The organism is Deltaproteobacteria bacterium HGW-Deltaproteobacteria-18 (assembly GCA_002841885.1).
In the GTDB taxonomy this organism is placed as follows: domain Bacteria; phylum Desulfobacterota; class Desulfovibrionia; order Desulfovibrionales; family Desulfomicrobiaceae; genus Desulfomicrobium.
Map to the genome: position 1 here is coordinate 202,972 of PHBE01000002.1, position 26,873 is coordinate 229,844.

Sequence of the window (26,873 nt, forward strand, 5' to 3'; positions counted from 1 at the left end):
ATAAAAAAACCGCATGAGGCAACCCCCATGCGGTTTTTTCGTTTTACGGAAGTCCCGGCTATTTCAACGCGGAGGGCAGCCAGGTGGAGATGATCGGGATATAGGTGACCATGAGCAGGCAGACAAAGAGCAGCAGCAGGAAAGGCATGACCGCCCTGGCAATGAAGGTCAGGGGTTTTTTGGTGATGCCCATGGCCACGAACAGGTTCAGGCCGAAGGGAAAGGTCAGGAATCCGATCTCCACGTTGACGATCATCATGATACCCCAGGCCACGGGGTCGATGTCAAAATGAGCCAGCATGGGCAGAAAGATGGGCGTAAGCACCAGGATGGAGGTCACGATGTCCATGACACAGCCGACTGCAAGCAGCAGAATGTTGACCAGAAACAGAAAAACATACTTGTTGCTGATGTGTGCCCCGATGAATTCGGCGGCCTGCACCGGTAGCTGTTCGCGCGTCAGCAGCCAGATGAAGGGCATGGCACAGGCGATGATGAAGAGCAGGGCCGAGGACAGCACGGCGCTCTTGACCAGGATGACCCGCAGCTTTTCCCAGGAGAGAGACCTGTAAATGAAAGTTTCGACCAGCAGGGCGTAGACCACGGACACTCCCGCCGCCTCCGTAGGCGTGAAAACGCCCGAATAGATGCCGCCGAGCACGATGAGGGGCATGGCCAGTCCCCAGGACGCCCGTCCGAGGATGCGCAGGGTTTCTCCCAGGGTGTGGGACGATGTCGCGCCCCAGTTGAAACGTCTGGCCATGTACACGGCAAAGGCGCCGAAGATGATCACCCGAATCACGCCCGGGACAACGCCGGCCATGAACATGTCGCTGACCGAGGTGTTGCCCACAAGGGAATAGAGGACCATGGGAATGGACGGAGGAATGAGAATGCCAAGCGTCCCGGCGCTGGTGATGAGGCCGATGCTGAATTTCTCGTTGTATCCCGAACGGATCAGGGCCGGGATCATGATGCTGCCCACGGCGATGACCGTGGCAGGGCTTGATCCCGAGATGGCCGCGAAAAACATGCAGGTCAGAATCCCGGCCAGGGCCAGACCGCCTCGGAAACGCCCTACGCAGGCATCCATGGACTGAACCAGATAATGGGCGATGCGTCCCTCGGCCATGATGTTCCCGGCCAGAATGAAAAAAGGGATGGACAGCAGCAGAAAATTGTCCAGTCCGCGAAACAGCTGTTGCACCAAAGCGGTCAGCGGGACGTTCAGAAACAGGCTGACGGCCCCGGCCGTGGTCGCAAGAACGACAATGGCGATGGGTGTCGAAAGCAGCAGCAGGCCCAGGAAAGTGCAGACGATGAACCAGACCATCAGTCACGCTCCTGTGCGTTCTGTCCGAACATGATACGGGTCTGCTCAAAGGCCCGGCCCAGAAAACGAAGCGCGATGCTCACTCCGAAAACGGGAATGGGCAGATAGGCCACCCACATGGGCATGCCCAGCGAGGCCGTGGTCATCCCGTAACGGGCCAACAGCGCCGTCTGTTCCCACCCGTACCAGGCGATGAGCAGCATCACCGCCGCGCTCAGCAGGTTGGCCAGGGTCCGCATGGCGGCGGCCATGCGTGGCGGGGCATACTGGGTCACGGCCTCCATGGAGAAATGTGCTCCATATTTGACGGCCATGCCCGCTCCGGCAAAGGTCACGAAGACAAGCAGATAGCGGCTGCCCTCGTCGAACCAGTCAAAGGTCATGCCCAGAAAATAACGGGTGAGGACCTGAATGGTGGTGCCCACGGCCAGAAGCAGCAGCAGGCCGCCCACGGCCAACTCCTCGATGTGGCCGAGGTTGCGCAGAAATTTTTTCATCGTGCTCTCAAAAAACGGCAGGGCGTGGGCCCTGCCGTCTCGCGTTTCAAACCTGCACGGAGCCGCGACCCTTGCGCGTCGAGGCTCACGTGACGAGGACTAGTTGCTGTACAGATTCACCTTTTCCACGATCATGTCGTAGTAGCGCTTGCCTGCATACTTCCCGAACTTGGGGTCGTCTGGAATGTTGCCGACCTGATCCGCGAATTTCTCGTGAACGGGCAGCACGGCATCATGAAACGCCTTGCGCTCTTCAGGTGTAAGGTCCGCAATGGTGGCTCCAAATTTATCCACGGCCAGCTTTTCAAGCTCGTTGCGCATGTTCGTGTTTTCGGTGCGATTGATGTCCTCGGCGATCTTGGCGGCATCCAGAAAGATCTGCTGCTGCTCGGGGGTCAGGCTCTCCCAGACCGGACGGCTGACCATCTTGTAGAGGCTGGTCAGGGAATGGGAGGAACGGGTCAGATGCTTGGCCACTTCCGTGAACTTCATCATGACCGAAGTGGGAATGGGATTTTCCTGCATGTCCACCGCGCCCTGCTGCAAGGCCGTGTACAGCTCCGGAAAGGGGATGCCAACGGGATTGGCACCGAGCGCCCGAAAGCTTTCGAGGAACACGGGCGAATCCATGACCCGCACGCGCACGCCCTGCATCTGTTCGGGCGAGGAGATGGTCTTGTCGCGCACGCCGAAGTCGCGCATCTCGTTCTCGGCGTATCCGATGGGTATGAGCCCCATGCCGGGCATGAGCGCGTCCATGACGGTCTTGAATTCCTCGTCGGCCAGGACCTTGTAGGCTACCTCCTTGCTCGGAAAGAGAAAGAAGAGGTCAAGGAGACCAACCTGCGGGATGAGGTTGGACATGACCGCCGTGGTGCAATCCATCATGTCCAGGGTGCCGAACTGGACCTGCTCCAGCATGGAGCGCTCGTTGCCGAGCTGGCCCAGCGGAAAGACCTCGATCCTGATCTCGCCTTTCGTCTCTTTTTCCACGTGCGCGGCAAAGGCCAGGGCCGCCTTGTGCATGGGGAAATCCTTGTCCTCGATCTTGGTGGGCGCGATATGCCCGAACTTGAGAACCCGCTCCGCCTGGGCGGACGCGGCACAGAACATGGTCATTGCAAGAAAGATCGCAACCGAAATTCTCATTTTCATCGATGCCTCCGGGCTGTCCAGACGCCGCGCGGCGCGAATGGCACAAGCCTGTGTTTTTATTAAAATTTCAAAAAAAGTGAGCGCAAAGAATAAACAATTATCGATCAGCAAGAAGCTTTGCAACCCTTTTCTGGCGTCACCGGCCTTTCCCGCAAGGCCCGCGCGGTTGGCCCGATCCGTCACATTGACTTCGGCACTGCACGCCCCTAGTGATTTTGTCCTTCCAGTGCACGCTCCGTTCCGTTGAACACGTTTCAGGAGCACCGACCCCATGGAGCGCCCAATGCCATTGCCGTCTTCCCTTGCCGCCGCCCTGGCCCGTATCGTCCCGGCGGAACGCCTGCATCCGGATGCCGTGCGGGCGCGCGTTTTCGCCCTCGACGCGAGCATCTACCAGCCCCGAGCCAAGGCCGTCATCGACCTTGAAAACGAAACCGAAATCCAGAACCTGCTGGCGACCCTGCGTGAACACGGCGGCGGCGTGACCTTTCGCGGAGCGGGCACGAGCCTCAACGGTCAGGCCACGGGCGAAGACATCGTGGCGCGCATTCGGGGCCCGCTTTGGCGCAGGCATGAAATCCTGGACCAGGGACGGGCCATCCGGCTGCATTGCGGCCTGACTGGCGGCGAGGCCGACGCCGCCCTGGCCCCGCACGGACGCCGCATCGGGCCAGATCCGGCCTCGGCCTCGGCCGCATCCATCGGCGGCATGGTCGCCAACAACGCTGCCGGCATGTGCTGCACCGTGGATCAGAACACCTTTGCGACCATGCGCCACATGCGCCTCATTCTGGCCGACGGCACGATCCTGGATACCGAAGACCCGGACAGCGTGGCCGCGCTGCGCGTAAGCCACGCGCATGTGCTCGAGCGCCTCCTGGATCTGCGCCGCGAAATCATGGCCGACCCGGCCCTGGTGGAACGCATCCGGCGCAAGTATTCCATCAAGAACACCATGGGCTATGCCGTCAATGCCCTCACCGAATTTGACGATCCCATCGACATCCTGACCCATCTCATGATCGGTTCCGAAGGAACGCTGGGTTTTGTCAGCTCCGTGACCCTGGCCACGTTGCCCGTCCATCCCCTGCGGGCCACGGCGCTCATGATCTTTCCGGACCTGGACGCGGCGGCGCGGGCGGTCATGGCCCTGCGCGGAGGCTGCCCGGTGCAGGCGGCGGAGCTTCTTGACCGCACCTCGATCCGGGCCGTTGAGGGCCTGCCTGCGGCACCGCCCATCCTGCGCGAACTGGGCGACGAGGCCTGCGCCGTGCTCATGGAGACCCGGGCCGCCGACAGCGAAGAGCTTGCGCGCAATACCGGGGCCATCCTGGACGCACTGACCGGCATCGAACAGGTCGTGAAACCCGGCTTCACCACGGACGCCGCCGAATGCGAGCGCCTGTGGGCCATCCGGCGCGGCCTCTTCTCGGCGGTGACCAGCTTCCGCGCCGCCGACGAGTTCGTCATCACCGAAGACATCAACATCCCGGTGGAGCGCTTGGCCGAGGGCTGCGCCGCCTTCCAGCGCCTCTTTGAACGCCATGGCTATGAAGCCGGAATCATGGGACACGCCTTTCACGGCAATTTCCACTTCACCCTGCCCACGCGCATAAACGATCCCGTGGAACTACTGCGGCTGCACGGTTTTCTCGATGACCTGGCTACCCTCATCACCCGCGACTTCGACGGGTCGCTCAAAGCCGAGCACGGCACGGGCCGCTCCATCGCACCCTACGTGCGTCAGGAATGGGGCGACACCATCTATGCGGTCATGCGCGCGATCAAAACCCTGCTCGACCCGCATGGGATATTGAACCCGGGCGTCATGTTCAACGAAGACCCGGATGAGCATCTGCGGGGCCTCAAGCTTCCCCTGACCAGCCACCCCAAAATCGACATGTGCGTGGACTGCGGATTCTGCGAGCCTGTTTGCCCGTCGCGGCACATTGCCTTCACGCCGCGCCAGCGCATCGCGGCCTGGCGCGAAATCACCCGCCTGGAGCAGGAAGGACGCGCGGACGAAGCCAGACAGTGGCGCGCCGCCTTCACGGAACTGGGCGAATCGACCTGCGCCACGGACGGGCTGTGCACCACCCGCTGCCCGCTGGCCATCGACGTGGCGGCCTTCATACGGGACCTGCGCCACGATGCGGCCACTCCCATTGCGCGCACGGCGGCGAGCAAGGTGGCCTCGCATTTCACGGCCGCCACGTCCCTTGTGCGTGGCGTACTGGGCGCGGCCGACCTTGCGCATCTGGCCCTCGGCGACCAGAAAATGGAAGCCGTGAGTCGAATCCTGACGCGACTGAGCGGCAACAGACTGCCCCTCTGGCAAAAAGGCCTGCCCCGTGGGGCAAAAGCGTTTCGCGGAAAAACGCGCTCCGGTACAGGGGGGGACGTAGTCGTGTACCTGCCTTCCTGCGCCGCACGGACCATGGGCGACACCCGTGAAGACCGTCTGCCCGCCTTGCCCGCAGTCACGCAGCAGCTGCTCGAACGGGCCGGATTCACGGTACGCATCCCGGACAACGTGAACGAACTTTGCTGCGGCAAGGCCTTTGAAACCAAGGGGCTCACCGATCAGGCCCGCTTGAAGATCCTGGAACTGGAGAGTGCGCTGCGCAAGGCGTCCGAAAACGGCCGCCACCCCATTCTCTGCGACACCAGCCCGTGTCTTGCGCGCATGAAAAAAGAAATCCGGGGGCTTGCCCTCTTTGAACCCGTCGAGTTCGCCCACAACTTCCTGCTGCCGCGATTGCACCTGAAACCTGTGCGGCGCAGCATCGCCCTGCACCCGACCTGCTCCACCCGTCTCATGGGCCTGACCGACGCCTTCACGGACCTGGCACGCCGCCTGGCCGCAGACGTCGTCCTGCCCGAGGGCATCCTCTGCTGCGGATTTTCCGGCGACAAGGGCTTCCATCGACCGGACCTGAACGCCTCGGCGCTGGCAGGTCTGGCCGGACAGGTCGCGGGGTGCAACGAGGGATATTCCACATCCCGCACATGCGAGATCGGGTTGAACATGCATGGCGGCATCCCCTACCGCAACATCCTCTATCTGCTGGAGGAATGCTCCAGAACGGATGAATGATCCGGTTCTTTACGATCAACGCAAGCAGTCCGTGAGCGACAGCACAAACGTCAAAAGTGCACCTTTGAACTTTCCGCGGGACTTTTTCCCGAATCGTGCTTAACAGTACCAGTTAATCAGGCACAATTCAGCACGGAATGACCATGAACGCAGAAGAATCAAGTACCCCGGAAATTCCGGCCCTTATTGCAATGCTGGCACACAAGGACGGACTGATCCGCAAGAAGGGCCGGGAAGGACTGGAAGCCCTGGGCGAACCGGCGGTTGCGCCCCTGTGCCAGGCGCTCCTCACCGCCAAGGACCACCATGTGCGCTGGGCCGCGGCCAAGGCCCTCGGGGCGCTGCGCCATCCGGGTTCCGCACCGGCCCTTGTCGAAGCTCTGGAAGACCGGAACTCCGATGTGGCCTGGCTTGCGGCCGTGGCCCTGGAGAACCTCGGCCGGGAGGCATGGAGACCGCTTTTGCAGAGCCTCATCGACCGTGGGGTCGATTCCGTGGCCCTGCGTGAGGGAGCGCACCATGTTTTCTCCAAGCAGAAGGCGCCCGGATTCGACGATCTGCTGGACACGATCCGCGAAGCCCTTGAATTCGGGGAACTGACGGAAGCCGGGGGCATCGCCGCGTCGGAAATGCTAAGGCGCCTGCGGGACAAAGCCGCTTCACAATGAAATGACTGCGCCAATCCCCCCATCATCGTTGGGTGAAATCACCCAACTGCTGGTATTGTTTTGGGACCAGGGATCATCTGGCGCCATCAATACACCGAAATAATTGAATGATAGCTCGCAGGCTGAGCTGGCACGCATCCTGCGTATGGTATGCCAAATGAATTCACCCAGGAGGACGTATGGGAGCAACCCCAGAAGTTTTGGAAAAATTCCGGAAGAAAGCGGAAATAGTTTCGGCCATTGTTTCGGAAGTGGACTCCATGGCCCAGGCCATCGCCTATACTGTTGATCTGTGCGCCCAGAAAGAAGCCTGTCAGCTGCTCATGAGCGGCTGTGAGGAGACCCTGTCGGACAAGGGCAAGGACCTGTGCGAGCTCAAGGAATGGGGCAAGATCATCGCCGCCCCCGCCTTGAACGACGCCGACATGGCCGAACTGGTCAAGCAGGCTGGAACCCGCCAGATCTCCGTCATCAAGGACGGGATGCGCAGCCATCTGGCCGGCATCGACATCGGTTTCACCGTCGCCGACTACGGCATTGGCGAGACCGGCAGCCTGGTCATCAATTCGGCGAGCGAAGAGCTGCGTCTGGCCACCATGGTCAGCGAAATTCACGTCGCGGTCATCCCCAAGTCACGCATCCGTGCCACGGCCGAGGACATGTACGCCGAACTCAAGGGCTTCATGAGCCAGAAGCCCAACTATCTGGCCTTTGTCACCGGCGCGAGCCGCACCGCTGACATCGAACGCGTTCTGGCCCTGGGCGTGCACGGGCCCCTGGAACTGCACATCCTGATTCTGGAGGACAAATAATGCAGAAGGCCAAAAATCTTTCCGAATACAACGACGAACTGCGCGAAGCTCTGGACAACACCTTCCTGCGTGGAGCCATGGACAAATTCGCCACGGCCTACCCTGTTGGCCGGGCCAACGCATTCCGCGAATACGACGTGGAAGCCCTGATCCAGGAAGTGGTTGATGCCAAAGACGCTGGGCTGACCCGTCTGGACGAGCTGTATGCCGAGTTCAAGGCCAAGGCCGAAGCCAACGGTGTCAAAGTGCACCTGGCCAAGGACGGCGACGAGGCCAACGAGATCGTGGCCCGCATCGCGGCCGAGAACAAGTGCAAGGTGATCGTCAAGTCCAAGTCCATGACGGCCGAGGAAACCCTTTTGAACCATCGTCTGGAAAAAGACGGGCTCGAAGTGGTCGAGACCGACCTTGGCGAATGGATCATCCAGCTCCGGCACGAAGGTCCCAGCCACATGGTCATGCCGGCCATCCACCTGTCCCGCTACCAGGTCGCGGAACTCTTCTCGCAGGTCACCAAGCATGACCAGTCCTCGGACATCCAGCGTCTGGTCAAGGTCGCCCGTCGCGAACTGCGCCAGAAATACGCCGATGCGGACATGGGCGTCAGCGGAGCCAATTTCGCCATCGCCGAGACCGGCACCATCGGCCTGATGACCAACGAAGGCAACGCCCGTCTGGTCACCACCCTGCCCCGCGTGCATGTGGCCATTGCCGGCATCGACAAGCTCTGCGGCAGCCTTGCCGACGCCCTGAAAATCCTGCGTGTCGTTCCCAAGAACGCCACGGGTCAGGCCATCACCTCCTACGTGACCTGGATCAGCGGCGCCAACGAGTGCCAGACCGCGCCCGGCGGCAAGAAAGAGATGCACATCATCTTTCTGGACAACGGCCGCAGCGAGATGGCCAAGGATCCGCTCTTCGCCCAGGTCCTGCGTTGCGTGCGCTGCGGCGCCTGCGCCAACGTCTGTCCGGTCTACCGCATGGTCGGCGGCCACCAGATGGGTCACATCTACATCGGCGCCATCGGCCTCATCCTGACCTACTTCTTCCACGGCAAGGACAAGGCCAAGAACCTGGTCCAGAACTGCATCAATTGCCAGGCATGCAAGCACATCTGTGCGGCGGGCATCGACCTGCCCCTTTTGATCAAGGAAATACACGCGCGCATCCTGGACGAGGACGGCCATCCGCTGCCCTCCATGCTGCTGGGCAAGCTGCTGAAAAACCGCAAGCTCTTCCATGCCTTCCTGCGCACGGCCAAGATGGCCCAGCGGCCGCTGACCGGCGGCACGCAGTACATCCGCCATCTGCCCCATATCTTCTCCAAGGATCATGGGTTCAAGGCTCTGCCGGCCATTGCCGCCAAGCCCTTCCGGGATCGTTTCGCGGCGCTGAAACCCACGGTTTCCGCACCCAAGTACCGCATCGCCCTGTTCTCGGGCTGCGTGCAGGACTTTGTCTATCCCGAACAGATGGAAGCGGCGGTCAAGGTTCTGGCGGCGCACAACGTGGCCGTGGAATTCCCCATGGACCAGTCCTGCTGCGGCCTGCCGCTGCAGATGATGGGCGAGAAGAAAGCGGGCGTGGACGTGGCCAAGCAGAACATCGCGGCCATGAGCGGCGACTACGACTACGTCATCACCCTGTGCGCCTCCTGCGCCTCGCACCTGAAGCACAACTACCCGTTCCTGCTCGGTGAAAACGACGCCGAGGCCAAGGCCTTTGCCGACAAGGTCATGCCCTTCTCGGCCTTCATGACCGACGTGCTCGGCGTAACCGCCGACAAGTTCAAACAGACCCAGGAGCGCGCCACCCTGCACGCCCCCTGCCACCTCTGTCGCGGTCTGGACGTAGTCGAACAGCCCCGCCAGCTTCTGGCCCTGGGCGGCTATGAATACGCCCAGGCGGAGCAGGAGCAGGTCTGCTGCGGATTCGGCGGCACCTACTCGGCCAAGTTCCCAGGGATTTCCGAACAGATCCTCAAGAACAAGCTGACCGACGCCGGTCGCACCGGCGCGGAAGTGCTGGTCACCGAATGCCCGGGCTGCATCATGCAGCTGCGCGGCGGCGCTGAAGTGAACAAATCCGGTTTCGCAGTGCGACACATCGCAGAAGTGCTGGCCGACCACCTAAAATAACAAACGGGCCGGGATTGCCCGGCCCGCACTTTTCTCTCCTTGCGCGCCGGGAGTCTTCCTCTGGAAGGCTCCCGGCATTTTTTTCAGCAATAGACCTCATACGACCTATAAGACCTATTCCTTCACTGAGAAATTTGCTCTCCCCCGTCCTTGCTTCGCGTGCGCAAACCTCTTAAAAGTAGGAGTTCGAAGACACATTGCCGATTACACTTCACCCCCCGAGAAACAATGATATTTCAGTCCAGATTTTTTCTGATTTGCCTTGTGCTCCTGGCCATGGCCTTTCCCGCCGAATCCCGGGCCGATGAACCGTACCGGGTTTCACTCCAGGCCTTTCGAACCGACAGCGCACAGACTCCCGTCCTTGCCGTGCTGACCCTGACACCCGCTCCCGACTGGCATGCCTACGGCAACATTCAGGGCCCGTCCGGATTCCCCACGGAGATCAGAGCGACACGCGACGGCAAGGCCCTGTCGCCTCTTTACCCGCAGCCGACACCTGGACCCGACCCCCTCGACCCGAGCCTGACCGTGGAACTCTACGACGGCCCGACCCCCTTTTTCATCCCCCTGCCCGACGGACCGGCCACGGTCGTGGCGGAGATAAAGGCCCTGCTCTGCTCCTCGACCACCTGCCAGCCCATCAAGAATGAACTTGAACTCGTGATCGCGGCGACAGCGGCCTTGCCGTCTGCCGAGAAACAGGATTGGTGGCCCCGCTTTCTGCAAGCCGCTCCGGGGCTGCCATCGGACGTTTCCTTAGAACCCGTCACACCCGGTGAAACGACACAGACGCCCGCCGCCAAGACATTGTCGCCCCGCTATTTTGCTCCCGGCCTTGAGGTCAACACTCTCTCCAAGGCCGCCGCGCTCGCCTTTCTGGCCGGCCTGATCCTCAATTTCATGCCATGTGTGCTGCCGGTCATCACCCTGAAGCTTCGCTCCTTCATCCCGGCGGCAGACAGTGTGCCACAAAGTCAGCGCCGGGCCTTTCGTTCCCACAACCTGTTCTTCGCTCTCGGGATGATGGTCTATTTCCTGATCCTGGCCGGGATCATCGCCGTCACCGGCATGGCCTGGGGACAGATTTTCCAGGAGCCGGCAGCCATCATAACCTTGACCGCCATTGTCTTCGCGCTTTGCCTGAGCCTGTTCGGGGTCTACGATCTCCCGCTCATCGACCTCAAAGGCAAGGCCAAGGGGGTCGTACATCATCCGCGGCTGGAGTCCTTCACCACCGGCATCCTGGCCACGATCCTGGCCACCCCGTGCAGCGGGCCGTTTCTGGGCGGAGTCCTGGCCTGGGCCCTGATCCAGCCTCCGGACGTCATCGCCATGGTCCTGAGCTGCATAGGGCTTGGCATGGCCTCGCCCTACCTGGCCATGGCTCTCTTTCCCGGCCTGTACCGCTTCCTGCCCAAACCCGGCCCCTGGACCCTGCATCTGGAACGCATCCTCGGCTTTCTTCTGGCCGCGACCTGCGTGTATCTCTTCGGCCTGCTGCCAACCTCAGAATACATAAACGTGCTCATTCTGCTGTGGACCATTGCCCTGGCGGCCTGGATCTGGGGCAAGTGGACCAATCTGAGCCAAAGCAGCCTGCGCAGATGGTCCGTTCGCGGCATCGCCGTCGCCCTGGTCGTCCTTGCCGCCGCTTTCCTCTTCCGCCCGGAAGGACATCCGGACCCGTGGAAAAACTTCGACATGCGTCAGTTCGACTCCCTGCGCGGGCAGGAAAACCTGATCCTGGACTTTACGGCGGACTGGTGCCCGAACTGCAAGTTTCTGGAAAAGACCGTGCTCACTCCGGAGAAGAGCGCCGCGTTCGCCAGGAAACACAATGCCGTCCTGTTGCGCGTGGACCTGACCCGCCATGATCCCGAACTGATGGCCCTGCTCGAAAGCCTGGGATCCAAATCCATTCCCATCCTGGCCATCTTCCCCAAAAACAACCCGGACAGCCCCCTCGTGCTGCGCGACCTGTTCACCAGCGGCCAGCTCGAGGATGCCCTGGATCAGGAACTACCCTGAACGCAAAAAGGCGCGGGAACCTGCCCGCGCCTCATTATCCTGGCACTCCAATCAGTCCTTGCCTCTCATTGACCTTAAGAGCGTGCTTCAATCCAAATCCGGCCAGTGCAGCCTGCCCGCGACCAGTTCTTCCTTGAGTCTTTTCGGTTGCGCCTTGATCCATCTTTCCATGGCCAAAGCCGCGGACTTACCGTCCACCGGAACTGAAAAGGCAAGTTCCAGCGGACCGCGACCACGCAAATACTTGGCGGCCCTGGGTCCGCCGGAAGCGTGTTCGGTCAGGCGTCGGGCAACGTCGGTGGTGATGCCGGTGTAGAGACTCCCGTCGCCGCAGCGCAGCACGTACACGAACCAATCGGACACGGACTATGACGGCAGGGTGTTAAGAACCGAGAAGAAATGCATGGTGCTGCCCGCGATGACAAAGAGATGCCAGATCGCATGGTTGTATGGCAGGCGTTTCCAGACATAGAAGATCACACCCAGCGTATAGGCCATTCCGCCCAGGGCCAGAAAGATCAGGCTGGCGCCGGACAGGGTCGCGTACATGTCGCGCCCGATGAGGATGCAGAGCCAGCCCATGCCAAGATAAATGGTCAGTGACAGGCGCTTGAAGCGGTACACGAAGCAGCATTTGAGCACGACGCCAGCCACGGCCAGCAGCCAGACCACCCCGAACACGGTCCAGCCCACTGTCTCGCGCAGGTTGACCAGCATGAACGGCGTGTAGGTGCCGGCGATGAGCAGGAAGATCGCGCTGTGGTCCAGGGTCTTCAGAATGCGCTTGGCCCGTGGCAGCGGAATGGCGTGGTACAGGGTTGACGCCATGTAGAGCAGGATGAGCGTTGCCCCGAAAATGGAGAAACTGACCACGTGCCAGGCGTCGCCATAGGACACGGCCCGGGCGATGAGCACCACCAGAGCGGCGATGGACATCCCGGCGGCTATGGCATGGGTGATGCTGTTGGCGATCTCTTCACCCTGAGAATACTCGGAAGCAGACTGGTTCATGTATTTACCCTCCATCCCCGGGCCTCGGCCCTCAGGGGTTGTCACCCTCTCCCCCCGCATCGCGAAAGGAATTGTCCACTTCGGACGCAAAATCGTTTATCCAGTAGATGCGGTCGGCCCGGCATTGCAGCTCTGAAGAAACGCCGTCCCTGAAAACCACAAGTTCGATGCTCTTGCCCTGCTCCGAGAGGTGTTCCACGGCGTCGAGCAAATCGGAATCGCCGGAGGACAACATCAGGGTATCGTAATTGCGCTGATGAATGAGCGACAGGGTGGCGATGGCCACGTCCACTCCCTTCTGGATCTCGTTGAAGACCCGATGCGTGAAATCCCCGTTCTGATTCTGGCACCTGAGCGACACCTTCTGACCGCATTCCTCGCAATAGGCCTTGTCCGCGCGCTGCTGTTTGAGCGTATAAAACTTTGTTATGATCTTGGGCCCAAACGGCGGCCCGCTGCGCAGCCAGCGATGAAAATTGTCCTGCCCGTCCGAGGGAGGATTGGGGGTGGAGTTGAGGTAGTAGGCCCTCCAGATGAGCCCGTCCTGCTCCAGATAATTCCTGAGGCGCAGGTAGCTGAATTCATAGCCGCTGCGAACGCTATGCCGGGCGTTGAAAAGATAACCTGCGTCGATAAGCCAGAGTCTGCGTTTTTGGGTCATGAATCCTCATACTTGAATACCAAAAAAATGCTTATGAAAACACGTAGCACATTATGAACACGTCCGCCACATGCGTTAGGCGGGAAAAGTCGGGCCGAAGCGCTCGCCGGTCAGGCACTTGCCGCCCTCGGGAGTGACCACGAAGGTGTTTTCCACACCGACCATGCCAAGACCCGCGATGCCGATCTTGGGCTCCAGGGCCAGGACCATGTTTTCCTGCAGAGGACGGTCGAAGGTGGGGGCGATGACCGGCCATTCGTCGATGGCCAGTCCGATGCCGTGGCCCAAAAAACCGACCTTGTTGCGGCCAAGGCCCATGAATCCCTCGCCCATGTCGTTGGCCAGCGCGATGCGGATGCAGTCGCGGTATAACTCCGCAGGGATGGCGCCGGGCACCAGACGGCTGCTCAGGTGTTCCTGGATCTGCAGACAGAAATCCTGGGCGCGATCCGCCTCTTCGGGAATCACCGACTCTTCTGCCCAGTACACCTGGGTCTTGTCCGTATGGTAGCCTTCAAGGCAAAATCCGCAGTCAAGAGCCAAGGGCTCGCTACGCTGCCAGACCTTTCCGGCATAGCCCAGAAAAGGAAGCACCGGATGGGCTCCGCGAAGGCCCAGCGGACCGTTGAACACGCTTGGATAATTGGCCGAATCACCGGCCGCGACATGGCCCAGAAAAATCTCCTCCCCCGCGTTCTGCATGCGCATCATGCCCTGGTGGCCATGCCTGTAGAAGGCGTCCCACACGGCCAGGGCTATCTCGCGCTCGGTCATGCCGGGACGAATGAGGTCGGGCAGTGTGTCGTTCAGCGCCTGGTCGTGGCGGGTACCGGCCAGCCTCAGCTTGGCCAGCTCCCAGGATGTCTTGACGGCGCGGGTCCAGGCCAGGGCAATGTCGCCGGGAACCAGGCTGATCCCCGGCAGCTTCGAGCGCAAAAGCTCGCCCATGGACCAGCTGAGTCCCGTCATTTCGACGGCCACGGTATCGCCAAGAGGGACCTCGGCCTCCTGCAGCAGGCCGGGCAACTGCGAATACGACTTGAACTCCATGATGCGCTCCAGCGGCGAATCAAGACGGGCCCGCTCCACGCCCTTGCGGCACAGCAGCACGGGCTCGCCGGTCATGGGCACCCACAGCGCCCCGCTGGCCCAGACCCCGCTCAGGTGGTAGATGCCAAGACGCGAAAAAACCAGAATTCCCGACGCTTCGGGGCAAGCTTCGGCCATGTTTGCCCGCAGGCGCGAGATGCGCTCCCGGGTCTCGGACAGGGGCATTTGCTCAAGGGAAACAAAAGTCATGCGCCCTCCTCGCAGAGGGTGTAATCCATTTTCCGTCGCCGGGGCTTGAATCCGGCGCGCTCGACCAGCCCGCGCAGCCGATCCTCGGGCAGCAGAAAATGCACGCCCGTGGCCGCGACGACATTCTCCTCGAGCATGGTCGACCCGAAGTCATTTGCTCCCCAAAAGAGGGCCAGCTGCCCGATCATGGGCCCCTGCGTGACCCAGGAGGCCTGGATGTTGTCGATGTTGTCCAGATACAGACGGCACAGGGCCAGAAATTTCAGATATTCGTGCGACGAGGCCTCGGGCATGACCATGCGCGTGTTGCGAGGCTGAAAGGTCCAGGGAATGAAAGCCGTGAACCCGCCGGTGCGGTCCTGCAGGTCGCGCAGCCGTTCGAGGTGCTCCATGCGCTGCGCAAAGGTCTCCCCCTGGCCGAGCATCATGGTCGCCGTGGTGCGCATGCCAAGGCCGTGCGCCGTCTCCATCACACCAATCCACTGATCCGCCGTGCACTTGCGCGGAGAAACTCTCTCTCTGACCTCGTCATTGAGAATCTCGGCACCGCCGCCGGGCATGGAATCAAGACCGGCACGGCGTAGTTCCATAAGGATGTCGGCCACGGGGCGTCCCTCCTTCTCGCTCAGATACCAGACCTCGGAAGGGGAAAAGCCATGCACGGCCACGCTCGGAAAATGATTTTTGAGGGTGGTCAGGAGATCAACGTAATAGCCCAGGGGCAGATCCGGGTTCATCCCCCCCTGCAGAAGAATCTGATAACCGCCCACGTCAACGGTTTCCCGGACCTTGGACAGAATCTCTTCCGTGGGCAGGACGTAACCGCCCTCCTCACCCGGCCCCTTGAAAAACGCGCAAAACTTGCAGGCGGACACGCAGACGTTGGTGTAATTGATGTTGCGATCGACAATGTAGGTGACGATCCCCTCCGGATGCATCTCCATGCGACGCTGATGAGCGAGCTTTCCGAGGGAAAAGACGTCGTTCATGTCCCAGACGTAGCGGGCCTCGTTCCTGTTCAGGCGGGTGTTCATAAGCATTCCTTGGATGATGGTGGGCTGGTGAAGTGCTAGCTTTTGGCCGGGTGTGAGGTCAAGGGTTTGCAGGACGCCAAGCGGCTGCACGCACCCCGTCCGCAGGCCGCGGCCCCGCAGCCGAGCCCCTTGCCAAACTCCGCGCCTTGTGGTTCAAGTCGGGCCCAAGCAAGAGGTGACAATGACCGAAACCGTATTTGACTGCCGCATGTGCGGGCACTGCTGCCAAGGCCAGGGAGGCATCGTCGCTTCGGCCCCGGAACGTGAACGTCTGGCCGCACATCTGGGCATGACGGTGGAGGAATTTTGCTCCCGCTACACCGAGGCCCAGGGAAAAAAGCTGGTCCTGCGCTGCGGCGAGGACGGCTACTGCGTCTTTTTCGACCCCCAGACCGCCTGCACCGTGCACCCGGCCAAGCCGGACGTATGCCGTGCCTGGCCTTTTTTCCGCGGCAATCTGGTCGACCCCGTAAGTTGGGAACTGGCCCAGGAATACTGCCCGGGCATCCGTCCCGAATGCGGACACGCCGAATTCGCCCGTCAGGGCATCGCCTACATTAAGGACAACCATCTGGCCAAGGCGGGCCGCGAGGACGAGGCAAACGCCCTGCGCATTGCGGACCTGATGGATAAAATCTGATGCGCCTGTCCGAGTGCTATTCCCTGCTTGAGGTCTCCCCTGGGGCAACCCTGGACGAGATAAAGGCCAGCTATCGCAAACTGGCCTTCAAGTACCATCCGGACTTGAATCCCGGCGATACGCGCGCGGCCCAAAGTTTCAGCCGCCTGAACGAAGCCTACGTGCTGCTCAAGAAAAACCTGGAGACCGAGCCAGCGGACAAGCGGCGTTTCAATGCCGAGACCATCAGGCAGGAAGAGGAAGCCAGAGTCAAGCGCGGCGGGAAACCCTCGGGCGGATTTTCCGCCAAGCAGGAAGAGGTGCTGCGGGACATCCTGAATGATCCCTTCGCCAAGCAGGTCTTCGAGGACATTTTCAGCAAGCTCAAACGCGGAGTCCCACCCGAAGGCAGTGCCCCTGAGCCGATCACGACAAAAAAACTGGACCTCAAATGGGGAGAGCGCGCGCTCAGCATCGATCTTGGCAAGGGCCTTGTCCGGGGCATCAAGGACTGGGCCGCCGGCCAGCTCGACGATCGCCAGACCTTGCGCTTGCCCGCCCGCGACCTCATCCCCGGCACCACCCTGCGGGTTCAGATCCGGCACCGCTTCAGCGCAGAACCGCGCACCATAGACGTGACCCTGCCCCCGGACTTCGTGGTAGGACGCCCCATTCGCCTCAAGGGCATGGGCAGACGGCTGGGGCCCTGGAAAGGCGATCTGTACCTGAGATTGCTGGCTGTCTAAAAAAAGGTCCTACAGGTCACATACGACCCATAGGACCTATTCTTTTCACTCCCCGACCATCCCCTCGATAACTTCCGTTCCCTTGGGCGGATCCAGGGTGAATTCCTTGTCCGCCACCTCCACGTCAAGCTCGATCCCGGTCAGTTCAAGTTCGTTCACGTTGCCAAAGAAATCCACAAGTTTGATCTTCTCAAGCATGTCCTGTCCCGGCCGGACCCAGAGCTCTCCTTCGACCAGATTGGGCTCGGGTTCCCGGGGGGTGATTCTGAGGTGTCTGAACTCCCCGTCAGCGCCAAGGTCCTCAACGATGAAGTCGTCCTTCAGGTTGGCCTCGCCGGACAGAAAGCGGATCATGGTCTTGGAGCTCAGGACCTGCTCCACCGAATAACGGTAGACTGTCTCCTCGGCAGGGAAATATTCCCAGACCGTGTCCTGGCCGATGATGAGCAGCTCATTCTCGGGGCTCGTCGTTTCCCAGCGGATGAAGCGGGGACGTTTGAAGGTGATGCTGCCGAGCCGTTCCTGCACCTCGCGACTGGAGGCGTTGGTCAGTTTCTGCAGAAAAAAACCCCGAAAAGACTGCAATGTATCATATCGCTTCTGGATCTGATCGCTCAAATCCGCAGCCTGTGCGCACCAGACGCTGGTCAGGACGAAGAGAAGCCCCATGAAAAAGCGCGGCACACGAACCTCCTGGTTGATGTTGCTTTCACGATTCAATGGACGTATCGGATGATCCCTTTACGCCACTTGGCCAAATACAGAGTTTCCTCACGGTTGTTAAGCGATGAACCCAGACCCGAAAAAAATTCCCCCCCCGCCATTTGCCCCGGCCCTGCCCGCCCTGGCACTGCTGACAACGGTCTTTCTCGCCAATTTTCTGGCGCGGACCATGTTCGGCCCCCTGCTGCTGCCGATCAGCGAACATCTTGGGCGCAGCCTGGCCGCCAGCGCCAATCTTTTTGTCTGTCTGGCGGGAGGATACAGCGTCTCCGTTCTTTGCGCGGGATTCGTGTCCCAGCGTCTCGGGCACAAGGGCACCATCGTCGCCTCAGTGGCAGGCATCGGCATCGGCCTGCTTGGGCTGGCGGGAAGCGACACGTTCACCAGCTTTTCGATCTGGATCACCATCATGGGCATTGGAGCGGGGCTGTACATGCCATCGGGAGTGGTGACCATCACCGAGATCACCCCTGCGGCCCATTGGGGGCAAGCCTTCTCCATCCACGAACTGGCTCCGAACCTGGCCTTCATCGCGGCTCCCTTCATCAGCGAACTGTTCCTGGGATTCCTTGGCTATCCGGCCCTTTTTCGCCTGCTCGGAGCCGTCTGCCTGATCCTGGCCGTGGTCTACGCCCTGCGTGGACCACGCACCGTGCGCCCGGGCATGGCGCCCGTGCTCGGCAACATAAAGACCATCGTGACCAGACCGGCTTTCTGGATCATGGCCCTGCTCTTTGTCCTGGCCGTGGGCGTGGAGATGGGAATCTACAATCTGGTGCCCGCATTTTTGGTCATGGAAAAGGGAACCACCCGGGAAATGGCAAACATCATCCTTGGATGTTCGCGCACCGCGTCCCTTGTCTTCCTGCCCGCCACGGGATGGATCATCAGACGCATCGGCTATCGCCGCACCCTGGCCCTTTGCCTGCTGGGCACGGGGCTGACGACGTTCCTGGCCGGATACGGCCCGCTGTGGTGGACCGTGACCATGCTGACCCTGCAACCGATATTCGTGGTCTGCTTCTTCCCGGTGGGGTTTGCGGTCCTGGCCCTGGTCTGCCCCAAGGCCACCGGCGACCTGTCCGTGTCCCTGACCGTCACGTGCACATCGATCATCGGCGCCGGCCTCATCCCCGCCGTACTGGCCTGGAGCGGAGAGCGGTTCAGCTTCGCCCTGTCCTTCTCTCTTTTTGGCGCGGCCCTGTTCATCGCGAGCCTCATCGCCATCTCCAGGCTGCGCATCCCCGAATCCTGAAGAATTCCTCGCGCCCTGAAATGAAAAAAGCCCTCAATCGGGGCCTTATTCGTATCTGGTCCAGCGCAGGGGTTCTTCGTACTGGATCCCGATGGCGAACCCTCCCGTGCTTGAAGGCACGCACCATTTGACTTGCGCTTTCACATCCCGGGCCAGGCTGACCAGATCCTGGGGCAGGCGGACCATGACCCTGCTCCCCTTGTCCAGAGGTTCGGGGTGGACAAAACAGAGCCCCCCGCGACTGAAATTGAACACCGTGGCCGGACTGAACCCGCTTTGCAGGGACGTGGCTATCTGCACCAGATATTTCTTTTCGTGGCGCGGCCACCGACGCCGGCTGATATTGGGACGGATGATGCTTGGCATGATGGTCTCCTCGCGGCTGATCTCGAATCTCTTTACCTCGCGCACCCTGTAGCAGGAAAAACGAAAACCGAACAGAACCGGATTTCAGTCCTTTTGTTGCCGCGTCCTCATTCCCGGTGGTCGCCGTAAATCTTCTGGAGCTGCTCTGCATTCATGGAAAAGGAATGCGCGTCGTCAGGAAAGGCGCCTGAACGGACCTCGGCGGCATAGGCGCCCAGAGCGCCCCTGGCTTTTACACCCAATGTCTCGAACTGCTTGACGAATTTGGGCACAAAGCGCTCGAAGAGTCCCAAGGTGTCATGAAAGACCAGCACCTGTCCGTCGCAGGCCGCGCCGCCGCCGATGCCTATGGTCGGTATGGAGAGGCGCTTGCTGATCAGCTCCGCGACCTGCGCCGGGATGCACTCCAGCACGATCATGAACGCCCCGACCGCTTCAAGCGCCAGCGCGTCGTTCAGCAGCTTCTTGGCCGCCTCCGCGGTGCGTCCCTGGACCTTGTAGCCGCTCAAGGACGTGGCCGACTGCGGGGTCAGCCCGATGTGCCCGCAAACGGGAATCCCGGCGTTGACCAGGGCCCGCACCTGCGGCGCGATCTCTTCGCCGCCCTCGATCTTGACGCCCTCGCATCCCCCCTCCTGCACCAGGCGGGCCGCGTTCTCCATGGCCTGGGCCGTGGAGATCTGGTAGGTCAGATACGGCATGTCCGTGAGCATGAAGGTGTCCTTGGCCCCGCGCCGGGCAGCGCGGCTGTGGTGGATCATGTCGGCCATGGTCACTGGCACTGTCGAATCGTAACCAAGCACGACCATCCCCAGGGAATCACCGACCAGAACGATGTCAATGCCAGCCTCCTCGGCCAAGCGACCCGAGGGATAATCGTAGGCCGTCAGCATGACTATCTTCTCGCCGTTTTTCTTCATCTGGAGGAAGTCGCTTATGGTTTTCATGCTCGTCTCCGCTAGGATTTGGTGATTTCGTTGTCCGGTCCGACCAGGACCACGGTGGGCTCATGGCCGGGGATCTCTTCGGGGGTCAGTTGCACGTAGGAGGCAATTATGACCCTCTGGCCCCTGCTGCCCTTGTGCGCGGCAGCTCCGTTCAGGCAGATCTCGCCCTTCTGGCCGAGGATGACGTAGGTCGAGAGACGCTCCCCATTGTCCACATTGTAGATATCGACGCGCTCGTTCAGATAAAAGCCTGCGGCACGGATGAGGTCCGGACAGATGGCCACGGAGCCTTCGTAATCGACCTCGGCCCCGGTGATGGTGGCGCGGTGCAGTTTGGCCTGCAAAAAGGTACGTAAAGACATTTATTTCTCTAGGTTGATTCGTTTGTTGTCAATGAGCCGGGCCTTGCCAAGCCGCAGGGCCACGGCGACCAGGATGTCGGCGCGGACATGGTCCACGGCCTCGATGGTGTCGGGATCGACCAGCTCAAGATAATCAAGCACTCCGGAAGGAATCCACGCTTCGTAATAATCCAGAACCGCCTGGCGCAGCGCTTCGCAATCTCTTTCCCCGGCCCGGATCATGCCTTCGATCAGACAGAGCCCCTTCTGGATATGCGGGGCCACGGCGCGGTCCTCAACAGTCAGATAAACATTGCGCGAGCTCATGGCCAGTCCGTCAGCCTCGCGCACGATGGGGCGGCCCTCGATGCGTACCGGAATGTCCAGCTCGCGCGTCATCTTGCGGATCACGGCCACCTGCTGCCAATCCTTCTCGCCAAAGGCGGCAAAGGTCGGCTGCACGAGATTGAAAAGTTTGCAGACCACCGTGGCCACGCCCTGGAAATGTCCGGGACGCGAGCGCCCACAGAGATTCCTGGTCAGCTCCGGAACATTGACCCACGTGCCATGGCCCGGAAGATACATTTCATCCTTGTACGGCGTGAAAAGCACATCAACCCCGCACTCTGCGGCCAGAGCGGAGTCACGGTTGATATCCGAAGGGTAGTTCTCCAGATCCTCGCCCGGACCGAACTGGGTCGGATTGACGAAGATGGAAGACACCAGCAGATCGCAGTGCTGGCGGGCCCAGCGCATCAGGCTCAGATGACCCTCGTGCCAATAACCCATGGTTGGCACCAGGCCGACGCAAATCCCCTGCCTGCGCCACTCGAGCCCCAGCTCCTGCATGGACCGAGGGCTTTGGACACACTTCATACCGCTCATTTGCCCCTCTTGGAATGAACCTGCATGTCGAAAAATTCGCATCCGCAATCGCACACGATCTGATCTCCCTTGCGGCGTCCGTCCGGATCGTCGATCACGTCATGCAGGATGCCTGTATTCTGGTCGTAGACGAACTCCATGCCGATAACGTCGACCATCCCGTACAAGCCGCATTTTCTGCAAATGAAATCCCGAAAGTCACCAAAGTCAGCGTGCATCATTTTCCTCCTGCGAGAGGCTCAGGCTCTCCAGTTGGATGTTCAGGGCCTGTGTGGAAATGTGAATCTCGCGCGTGGACAGGCCAAGGGAGACCAACAGGGCCAAAAGGCTCAGGCCGAAAAGGAACTTGCCCAGGGTCACAAGCCCGGCAAAAAGACAAAACATGCACAGGACGCACAAAAAAAGGCTCACCACTCCGTAGAGTTGCATCAGCCGGATCAGGTTCACCCGCAGACGCAGGTTCTCGATCTGGGCCAAGAGGGACGGGCCGTGGTTGTCCTGGTAACGATCATACAGGGTTCTGATCCTGCTGCCCAGGGCCAGAAAACGATTGGTGAAGGCCAGCAGTATGAGCGAAATGGTCGAAAAAAGCAGGGCCGGAGTGGTCAGGGTGATGTCCATGTGTATCCTTATGAGGACTCGCACACCATGCGCAGCTCTTCGAGTTCGTCCCAGCGGGTCAAGAGGGAGTCCAGTTCGGCCTCCAGGATTTCCAGCCGGGAGGCGGCCGCCGCAACCACGGTGTGATCGTTGGAATAGAATTCGGGGTCGTTCATCTGCTCGTGCAGGGCCGCGATGTCGGCCTCCAGTGCCTCGATGCGTCCAGGCAAGGCGTCGAGTTCCAGATTTTCCTTATAAGTCAGCTTGCGGGTCTTGGCCACCTTGAGCTTTGCCGCCTTGGGCAAAACCAGCTCGGGCTCCGCGACCTGCGGGCGCTGCGAAAGCCAATCGTCGTAACCGCCGGCGTACTCGACCACCCGCCCCTGACCTTCGAAAACCAGGCAGGACGTGACCGTGTTGTTCAAAAATTCGCGGTCGTGGCTGACCACGAGCACCGTACCCGGAAAATCGCCGATAAGTTCTTCCAGAAGTTCGAGGGTCTCCTGGTCCAGGTCGTTGGTCGGTTCGTCAAGAACGAGCACGTTGCAGGGCCGGGTGAAGAGCTTGGCCAGGAGCAGCCGGTTGCGCTCCCCGCCGGACAGGAGGTTCACCGGGGTCTGGGCCCGATCGGGGGTGAAGAGAAAATCCTTCAGGTAGCCGATGACGTGGCGCCGGTTTTCGTTCACGTCGATGTAGTCCGCACCCTCGCCGACAATCTCGCGCGCGGTCTTGGTCTCGTCGAGCAGGGAGCGCATCTGGTCCGAATAGGCGACCTCCAGGTGCGTGCCTTGCCGAACCTTGCCGCTCTGGGGTTCAAGATCTCCAAGGAGCAGTTTCAGGAGCGTAGTCTTGCCTGCACCGTTGGGGCCGACAATGCCGACCTTGTCGCCACGCATGATGTTGACCGAAAAATCGCGAATGACCGGCTCATCTCCCCATGCATAGGAAATGTCCGTGACCTCGAGGACCAGGCCGCCCGTCTTGCGGCCCTCCTGGATCTGCATGGACACCGTGCCGGTCCGCTCACGACGCTGACTGCGTTCGGCTCGCATGGCCTGCAGGGCGCGCACGCGGCCCTCGTTGCGCGTACGGCGGGCTTTTATGCCCTTTCTGATCCAGATCTCCTCTTCTTTCAGCTTCTGGTCGAACTTGCGCCACAGGGTCTCTTCGGTGGCCAGCACGTCTTCCTTGCGCTTCAGAAAAGTGTCGTAATCGCAGGCCCAGTCCACCAGAACCCCGCGGTCCAGCTCCAGGATGCGATTGGCCACGTGACGCAGGAACATGCGGTCATGAGTGACGAAAAAGAGAGTTCGGGACTGCTTGATCAGAAATTCTTCGAGCCAGCGGATGGAGTCCACATCGAGATGGTTGGTCGGTTCGTCGAGAAACAGGATGTCCGGCTCCCCGGCCAGGGCCCGGGCCAGCAGGGTCTTGCGCTTAACGCCGCCGGACAGGGAGGTGAACTGCGCCTCGGGGTTGAGCCCCAGGTGGGTGATGACCGTGTCGATCTTGCGGGTCAGGCTCCAGCCGGCCTGCTCGTCGAGCATTCGATGCGCCCGCGCAAGCAGATTCGGATCGACACAGGCGTCGTCGTGCCCTTCGTGCCGCAAAGCCGCCAGGCAAAGCCCGGCCTCGCCTGCTCCGGAGGCGACAACGTCATAGACCGTGCCAGTCAGATCCGCGGGAACCTCCTGGGGCAGGGACGCCGTAGTCAGTCCCTTGCCAAGGCCCACCTCGCCCGAGTCGGGCGCCAGTTCGCGGGACAGGATGCGCATGAGCGTGGACTTGCCCTCGCCGTTGCGGCCAAGGAGACAGATGCGTTCGCCCGCATGAATCTGCAGACTGATGTTGTCCAGCAGGAGCGGACCGGAAAATGAGAGAGATATGTTGCTTGCGCTGATGAGTGCCATGGATTGGGGGAAAGCGGGTTGGTTGTTCGGACGCCCCGACTACTAGGGAGAATCATCCGGATTGTCCAGAAGGGAATCTAGCGCCTGAAAAGCCTGATCCAGCGCAGGATGTTGAACATGCTGGCCAGGGCCTGCGCAAGATAGGTCAGGGCGCAGGCCGTCAGGATCTGACGGGCCGCCTTCTCGTCCTCGGGCGGGATGTACCTTCCGGCTTTCAGCAACGGAAGGGCGCGGTTGAAGCTCGCGTCCAGCTCCACGGGCAGGGTCACCAGATGAACGATGACCGGAATGCCGAGCACCAGGACCGCCCCGAGAAGCAGCAGGCGGCCGATCAGAGGCACCTGCAGGGCCGCGCCCAAAAGCGGCGCGATCATGAGCGCCGCTGCCCCGATGCGCTCGGCCCAGATCCCGAACATGACCAGCCCCGTGCGAAAACGCAGCAGTCCGTCCCCGGACTGATCCTGCATGGCATGTCCCACCTCGTGGGCGGCAACAACCACGGCGGTCAGGGAACGCTTGCCGCTTGTCGCGGGATTGAGGCGCACAACCTTGTCCCTTGGGTCGTAGTGGTCGCCAAGCTCCGTCGTCTCCACGCTCACGCCTGCAAGATTCAGGTCCTGCACCAGAATCCGCGCCAGATCGATGCCCGTGCCGGAAAAATACTCATCCCGGCCATGACGCTCAAGAACGTGCCGTGCCCACAGCCCAGGCAGGGCGATAAGCGCAACCAGTACCAGAAACCCGACGACGTAGGGCATCAGACCTTGCCCACGGGGGCCAGATACAGGGCGAACTCGTCCTCCCCGTCCACGCCCAGAAGTTCATCCAGGGCCTGCTGATGAAAGGCCGCCACCGCGCAGGTGCCGCACCCCACCGCCTGTGTCGCAAGATACAAGTTTTGGCAGACGTGTCCGGCATCGATTGCGATGACCCGGTGGGCGGCCGCCATGTAGCGCCACTCCATGCGGTAAGGGATGGTCGCCCAAACCAGCACCACGGGCGCCTTGGTCACGAAGGTCTGCATGAGCACGGCCTCGTGCTGACGAGTGGTAAAATCAGCCCCGCCCGAGGCTTCAAGCACCAGCCCGTGCTCAAGGGGCAGGTAGCGGTACACACCCCGCTCAAGAGACTCGCAGTTGTTGACCAGTAAGTATGTTTCCAGGGCATGCCTGCAGCCGGCTGAAGGGACGGTGCGGAAAACACTGGTTACGCCCCTCTTCCCGCGCACCCCCTGCACAGCCCAGAGCAGAAAGCCGAGCTCTTCTGGGCTCAGCGACTCATCGCGCCAGGCCCGATGGCTCTTGCGACCTGCAAGGGCGCGGACCAGATCCATGCGCCCGGCAAAGGCCGAGGCAGGATCGTCCGGCAGTGAAATCAACTTCTGATCCGCCTGTACAGGCTTCTGCACCGGAGGCGGCATGATGCCGCGATTCTGGTCCGAGCGGGAAAAATCAAGCTGTAAACGCAGATCATCCTTCAAAAAGTCGCGCATGGTACGCATATTCACGAACCGCCCTCCTCTGCAGGTTTGACGATCAGTCCCGGCGTGGAAGGTGCCAGCACCAGCCGACGATAATAGGCCAGCGCCAGACAGGTCATGGGCAGGGCGATCAGTAGCCCGAGCATGCCCAAAAGCTTGCCCCAGATCGAAAGTGACAGGAGCATCACGGCCGGGGACAGGCCCATGGCCTTGCCCAGAATGCGCGGTACGAGCACCGCGTCCTGAATGATCTGCACGATTACGAAGACAAGACCGGTCATGCCCATGACCACCCAGAAAGACTGGCCGGTCTCAAGAGCGTGGATGGCGGCCAGCACAACTGCCGGGATAAGCCCCAGCAACTGAAGGTAGGGCACCAGATTGAGCATTCCAACGAAGAAGCCGAGCAGAATGCCCATGGGCAGACCAATCATGGAGAAGCCGGTGGCGAAACAAATCCCGAGGATGCCCGCGATGGTCGTCTGACCGCGAAAATAGAGGTTCATGGCCAGATCGAACTCTTCGACGAAGGACACAACGCTTTCGCGGTACTGGGGCGGTATCAACTCCTTCCAGGCGACCCGCACCCTCTGAAAATCCATGAGCAGAAAAATGAGGTACAGGAGAACCACGGCCGGCACGACCAGGGCCATGAGCACGCTGTAGGTGCCGCTGATGATCCCCATGAGTCCAGGAAGGACCCTGCGCAAGGTGGCCTGAGCCATGGAGATGAAGCTGTCGGTGCGAAAGAAGTCCCGCACCTCGGGCGTGTTGAAATAATCCCGCAGGGCCTGCCACACGTCGGGCGGCAGACGATTGGCGGCCTCCTCGGCCAGCTTGGAGTTGCTGACCAGATCGGAAATGAGCCGGCCCATATGCGCAACCTCGCGCCCCATGAGCGGAATGACGAACCAGCAAAGCGCGCCGACTGCCGCAAAGAAAAAAAACAGGGTCAACCCTATGGCCAGCCCCCTGCTCTTCACGAGCAATTGCACGCGATGCACCAGCGGATTGAGAATATAGGCCAGGAGCAGGGCCACGGCAAAAGGGATGAGCACGTCACTGAGGTAGCCCAGGGTCGTGATGACGCCCCAGAGCAGCCCTGCGGCCAAAGCCATGCGCACGACGCGGTCGAAGGAATATGGAGTCTTGTCGAGAATCATCAGCCCTCCCGAGGCTCGGCAATATGAAAAATACGCAGGAACCAGCCTGCCATTACAGCGGATAGCAGACTAGAGAATGGCTTGGAAGCCCCGGATTCGTAC

The 26,873-nt window shown here is 61.0% G+C and carries 27 protein-coding genes; 8 read left to right on the forward strand and 19 right to left on the reverse strand.

All coding sequences use genetic code 11. The annotated features are described in order from the left end of the window. Nucleotides 1–58 precede the first annotated feature (58 nt). The 3 genes from CVU60_02320 to CVU60_02330 form a co-directional block, all read right to left on the reverse strand. Entirely contained in the window at nt 59–1,333 is a 1,275-nt protein-coding gene (locus CVU60_02320) for a C4-dicarboxylate ABC transporter permease (protein ID PKN43212.1), read from the reverse strand. Next, the gene (locus CVU60_02325; protein ID PKN43213.1) at nt 1,333–1,830 is read right to left on the reverse strand and encodes a hypothetical protein; all 498 of its coding nucleotides are present in this window, start codon (nt 1,828–1,830) and stop codon (nt 1,333–1,335) included. Before CVU60_02325 ends, CVU60_02320 begins: the two co-directional genes overlap by 1 nt. 99 nt (nt 1,831–1,929) lie before the next feature. Continuing rightward, nucleotides 1,930–3,375, reverse strand: coding sequence for a hypothetical protein (locus CVU60_02330; protein ID PKN43418.1), 1,446 nt, complete (start codon nt 3,373–3,375; stop codon nt 1,930–1,932). On the opposite strand from CVU60_02330, the gene CVU60_02335 reads away from it, so the two are divergent. The 5 genes from CVU60_02335 (at nt 3,257) to CVU60_02355 (ending at nt 11,731) form a co-directional block, all read left to right on the forward strand. Further along, nucleotides 3,257–6,082, forward strand: coding sequence for a 4Fe-4S ferredoxin (locus CVU60_02335; protein ID PKN43214.1), 2,826 nt, complete (start codon nt 3,257–3,259; stop codon nt 6,080–6,082). The two genes, CVU60_02330 and CVU60_02335, sit on opposite strands and share 119 nt — an antisense overlap. Before the next feature lie 137 nt (nt 6,083–6,219). After that, nucleotides 6,220–6,750 carry a hypothetical protein gene (locus tag CVU60_02340; protein PKN43215.1) on the forward strand — a complete coding sequence of 177 codons (531 nt, stop codon included), beginning with the start codon at nt 6,220–6,222 and terminating at the stop codon, nt 6,748–6,750. A 179-nt stretch (nt 6,751–6,929) separates the two neighbouring features. Then, complete coding sequence (locus tag CVU60_02345) at nt 6,930–7,562, forward strand: lactate utilization protein (GenBank protein PKN43216.1); 633 nt, start codon at nt 6,930–6,932, stop codon at nt 7,560–7,562. Continuing rightward, nucleotides 7,562–9,700, forward strand: coding sequence for a (Fe-S)-binding protein (locus CVU60_02350; GenBank protein ID PKN43217.1), 2,139 nt, complete (start codon nt 7,562–7,564; stop codon nt 9,698–9,700). Before CVU60_02345 ends, CVU60_02350 begins: the two co-directional genes overlap by 1 nt. A gap of 228 nt (nt 9,701–9,928) precedes the next feature. Beyond that, the gene (locus CVU60_02355) at nt 9,929–11,731 is read left to right on the forward strand and encodes a protein-disulfide reductase (protein ID PKN43218.1); all 1,803 of its coding nucleotides are present in this window, start codon (nt 9,929–9,931) and stop codon (nt 11,729–11,731) included. Nucleotides 11,732–11,818: 87 nt separating this feature from the next. On the opposite strand, the gene CVU60_02360 is transcribed toward CVU60_02355, so the two are convergent. From CVU60_02360 to mqnC, 5 genes are all read right to left on the reverse strand, one after another. After that, nucleotides 11,819–12,094, reverse strand: a complete 276-nt coding sequence (locus CVU60_02360; protein PKN43219.1) for a GIY-YIG nuclease family protein — start codon at nt 12,092–12,094, stop codon at nt 11,819–11,821. Nucleotides 12,095–12,097: 3 nt separating this feature from the next. After that, entirely contained in the window at nt 12,098–12,742 is a 645-nt protein-coding gene (locus CVU60_02365) for a hemolysin III (GenBank protein ID PKN43220.1), read from the reverse strand. Nucleotides 12,743–12,773: 31 nt separating this feature from the next. Further along, the gene (locus tag CVU60_02370) at nt 12,774–13,403 is read right to left on the reverse strand and encodes an NYN domain-containing protein (protein PKN43221.1); all 630 of its coding nucleotides are present in this window, start codon (nt 13,401–13,403) and stop codon (nt 12,774–12,776) included. 75 nt (nt 13,404–13,478) lie between these two features. Further along, the gene (locus CVU60_02375; GenBank protein PKN43222.1) at nt 13,479–14,702 is read right to left on the reverse strand and encodes an aminopeptidase P family protein; all 1,224 of its coding nucleotides are present in this window, start codon (nt 14,700–14,702) and stop codon (nt 13,479–13,481) included. Continuing rightward, entirely contained in the window at nt 14,699–15,736 is a 1,038-nt protein-coding gene (mqnC, locus tag CVU60_02380) for a dehypoxanthine futalosine cyclase (GenBank protein ID PKN43223.1), read from the reverse strand. The genes CVU60_02375 and mqnC overlap by 4 nt, the downstream gene beginning before the upstream one ends. Nucleotides 15,737–15,917: 181 nt before the next feature. Between mqnC and CVU60_02385 the strand changes: the two genes are divergently transcribed. Both CVU60_02385 and CVU60_02390 read left to right on the forward strand, forming a co-directional pair. Beyond that, nucleotides 15,918–16,376, forward strand: coding sequence for a YkgJ family cysteine cluster protein (locus CVU60_02385; GenBank protein PKN43224.1), 459 nt, complete (start codon nt 15,918–15,920; stop codon nt 16,374–16,376). Next, the gene (locus tag CVU60_02390) at nt 16,376–17,101 is read left to right on the forward strand and encodes a molecular chaperone DnaJ (GenBank protein ID PKN43225.1); all 726 of its coding nucleotides are present in this window, start codon (nt 16,376–16,378) and stop codon (nt 17,099–17,101) included. Before CVU60_02385 ends, CVU60_02390 begins: the two co-directional genes overlap by 1 nt. Nucleotides 17,102–17,146: 45 nt before the next feature. Here the strand turns inward: CVU60_02390 and lolA are convergent, their stop codons facing one another. Beyond that, nucleotides 17,147–17,785, reverse strand: coding sequence for an outer membrane lipoprotein carrier protein LolA (gene lolA, locus CVU60_02395; protein PKN43226.1), 639 nt, complete (start codon nt 17,783–17,785; stop codon nt 17,147–17,149). Nucleotides 17,786–17,888: 103 nt separating this feature from the next. Between lolA and CVU60_02400 the strand changes: the two genes are divergently transcribed. Next, on the forward strand, nt 17,889–19,079 hold the full coding sequence (locus CVU60_02400) for a hypothetical protein (protein ID PKN43227.1): 1,191 nt from the start codon (nt 17,889–17,891) through the stop codon (nt 19,077–19,079). A 45-nt stretch (nt 19,080–19,124) separates the two neighbouring features. On the opposite strand, the gene CVU60_02405 is transcribed toward CVU60_02400, so the two are convergent. From CVU60_02405 to CVU60_02450, 10 genes are all read right to left on the reverse strand, one after another. Further along, entirely contained in the window at nt 19,125–19,445 is a 321-nt protein-coding gene (locus tag CVU60_02405; protein ID PKN43228.1) for a hypothetical protein, read from the reverse strand. A gap of 107 nt (nt 19,446–19,552) precedes the next feature. Beyond that, nucleotides 19,553–20,392: a 3-methyl-2-oxobutanoate hydroxymethyltransferase gene (panB, locus tag CVU60_02410; GenBank protein ID PKN43229.1), complete on the reverse strand. Its 840-nt coding sequence runs from the start codon at nt 20,390–20,392 to the stop codon at nt 19,553–19,555. 11 nt (nt 20,393–20,403) lie between these two features. Beyond that, a complete protein-coding gene (locus tag CVU60_02415) occupies nt 20,404–20,754 on the reverse strand; it encodes an aspartate 1-decarboxylase (GenBank protein PKN43230.1) in 351 nt (116 codons plus the stop codon). Next, nucleotides 20,755–21,618 (reverse strand): pantoate--beta-alanine ligase, encoded by an 864-nt coding sequence (locus tag CVU60_02420; GenBank protein PKN43231.1) that lies wholly within the window; start codon nt 21,616–21,618, stop codon nt 20,755–20,757. Next, nucleotides 21,615–21,836 (reverse strand): hypothetical protein, encoded by a 222-nt coding sequence (locus tag CVU60_02425; GenBank protein PKN43232.1) that lies wholly within the window; start codon nt 21,834–21,836, stop codon nt 21,615–21,617. Before CVU60_02425 ends, CVU60_02420 begins: the two co-directional genes overlap by 4 nt. Continuing rightward, on the reverse strand, nt 21,826–22,239 hold the full coding sequence (locus CVU60_02430) for a DUF2721 domain-containing protein (protein PKN43233.1): 414 nt from the start codon (nt 22,237–22,239) through the stop codon (nt 21,826–21,828). Before CVU60_02430 ends, CVU60_02425 begins: the two co-directional genes overlap by 11 nt. Nucleotides 22,240–22,247: 8 nt before the next feature. Further along, nucleotides 22,248–24,128 carry an ABC transporter ATP-binding protein gene (locus CVU60_02435; GenBank protein PKN43234.1) on the reverse strand — a complete coding sequence of 627 codons (1,881 nt, stop codon included), beginning with the start codon at nt 24,126–24,128 and terminating at the stop codon, nt 22,248–22,250. 77 nt (nt 24,129–24,205) lie between these two features. After that, entirely contained in the window at nt 24,206–24,886 is a 681-nt protein-coding gene (locus tag CVU60_02440) for a peptidase (GenBank protein ID PKN43235.1), read from the reverse strand. Beyond that, the gene (locus CVU60_02445) at nt 24,886–25,635 is read right to left on the reverse strand and encodes a thioester oxidase (protein PKN43236.1); all 750 of its coding nucleotides are present in this window, start codon (nt 25,633–25,635) and stop codon (nt 24,886–24,888) included. Before CVU60_02445 ends, CVU60_02440 begins: the two co-directional genes overlap by 1 nt. After that, the gene (locus CVU60_02450) at nt 25,632–26,771 is read right to left on the reverse strand and encodes an AI-2E family transporter (protein PKN43237.1); all 1,140 of its coding nucleotides are present in this window, start codon (nt 26,769–26,771) and stop codon (nt 25,632–25,634) included. Before CVU60_02450 ends, CVU60_02445 begins: the two co-directional genes overlap by 4 nt. Nucleotides 26,772–26,873 lie beyond the last annotated feature (102 nt).

Coding starts and splice junctions, on each gene's coding strand:
- CVU60_02320 (PKN43212.1), bottom strand. CDS start 1,333: ATGGTCTGGTTCATCGTCTGCACTTTCCTGGGCCTGCTGCTGCTTTCG.
- CVU60_02325 (PKN43213.1), bottom strand. CDS start 1,830: ATGAAAAAATTTCTGCGCAACCTCGGCCACATCGAGGAGTTGGCCGTG.
- CVU60_02335 (PKN43214.1), top strand. CDS start 3,257: ATGGAGCGCCCAATGCCATTGCCGTCTTCCCTTGCCGCCGCCCTGGCC.
- CVU60_02330 (PKN43418.1), bottom strand. CDS start 3,375: ATGCTCGCGTCGAGGGCGAAAACGCGCGCCCGCACGGCATCCGGATGC.
- CVU60_02340 (PKN43215.1), top strand. CDS start 6,220: ATGACCATGAACGCAGAAGAATCAAGTACCCCGGAAATTCCGGCCCTT.
- CVU60_02345 (PKN43216.1), top strand. CDS start 6,930: ATGGGAGCAACCCCAGAAGTTTTGGAAAAATTCCGGAAGAAAGCGGAA.
- CVU60_02350 (PKN43217.1), top strand. CDS start 7,562: ATGCAGAAGGCCAAAAATCTTTCCGAATACAACGACGAACTGCGCGAA.
- CVU60_02355 (PKN43218.1), top strand. CDS start 9,929: ATGATATTTCAGTCCAGATTTTTTCTGATTTGCCTTGTGCTCCTGGCC.
- CVU60_02365 (PKN43220.1), bottom strand. CDS start 12,742: ATGAACCAGTCTGCTTCCGAGTATTCTCAGGGTGAAGAGATCGCCAAC.
- CVU60_02370 (PKN43221.1), bottom strand. CDS start 13,403: ATGACCCAAAAACGCAGACTCTGGCTTATCGACGCAGGTTATCTTTTC.
- CVU60_02375 (PKN43222.1), bottom strand. CDS start 14,702: ATGACTTTTGTTTCCCTTGAGCAAATGCCCCTGTCCGAGACCCGGGAG.
- mqnC (PKN43223.1), bottom strand. CDS start 15,736: ATGAACACCCGCCTGAACAGGAACGAGGCCCGCTACGTCTGGGACATG.
- CVU60_02385 (PKN43224.1), top strand. CDS start 15,918: ATGACCGAAACCGTATTTGACTGCCGCATGTGCGGGCACTGCTGCCAA.
- CVU60_02390 (PKN43225.1), top strand. CDS start 16,376: ATGCGCCTGTCCGAGTGCTATTCCCTGCTTGAGGTCTCCCCTGGGGCA.
- CVU60_02400 (PKN43227.1), top strand. CDS start 17,889: ATGAACCCAGACCCGAAAAAAATTCCCCCCCCGCCATTTGCCCCGGCC.
- CVU60_02405 (PKN43228.1), bottom strand. CDS start 19,445: ATGCCAAGCATCATCCGTCCCAATATCAGCCGGCGTCGGTGGCCGCGC.
- panB (PKN43229.1), bottom strand. CDS start 20,392: ATGAAAACCATAAGCGACTTCCTCCAGATGAAGAAAAACGGCGAGAAG.
- CVU60_02415 (PKN43230.1), bottom strand. CDS start 20,754: ATGTCTTTACGTACCTTTTTGCAGGCCAAACTGCACCGCGCCACCATC.
- CVU60_02420 (PKN43231.1), bottom strand. CDS start 21,618: ATGAGCGGTATGAAGTGTGTCCAAAGCCCTCGGTCCATGCAGGAGCTG.
- CVU60_02425 (PKN43232.1), bottom strand. CDS start 21,836: ATGCACGCTGACTTTGGTGACTTTCGGGATTTCATTTGCAGAAAATGC.
- CVU60_02430 (PKN43233.1), bottom strand. CDS start 22,239: ATGGACATCACCCTGACCACTCCGGCCCTGCTTTTTTCGACCATTTCG.
- CVU60_02435 (PKN43234.1), bottom strand. CDS start 24,128: ATGGCACTCATCAGCGCAAGCAACATATCTCTCTCATTTTCCGGTCCG.
- CVU60_02440 (PKN43235.1), bottom strand. CDS start 24,886: ATGCCCTACGTCGTCGGGTTTCTGGTACTGGTTGCGCTTATCGCCCTG.
- CVU60_02450 (PKN43237.1), bottom strand. CDS start 26,771: ATGATTCTCGACAAGACTCCATATTCCTTCGACCGCGTCGTGCGCATG.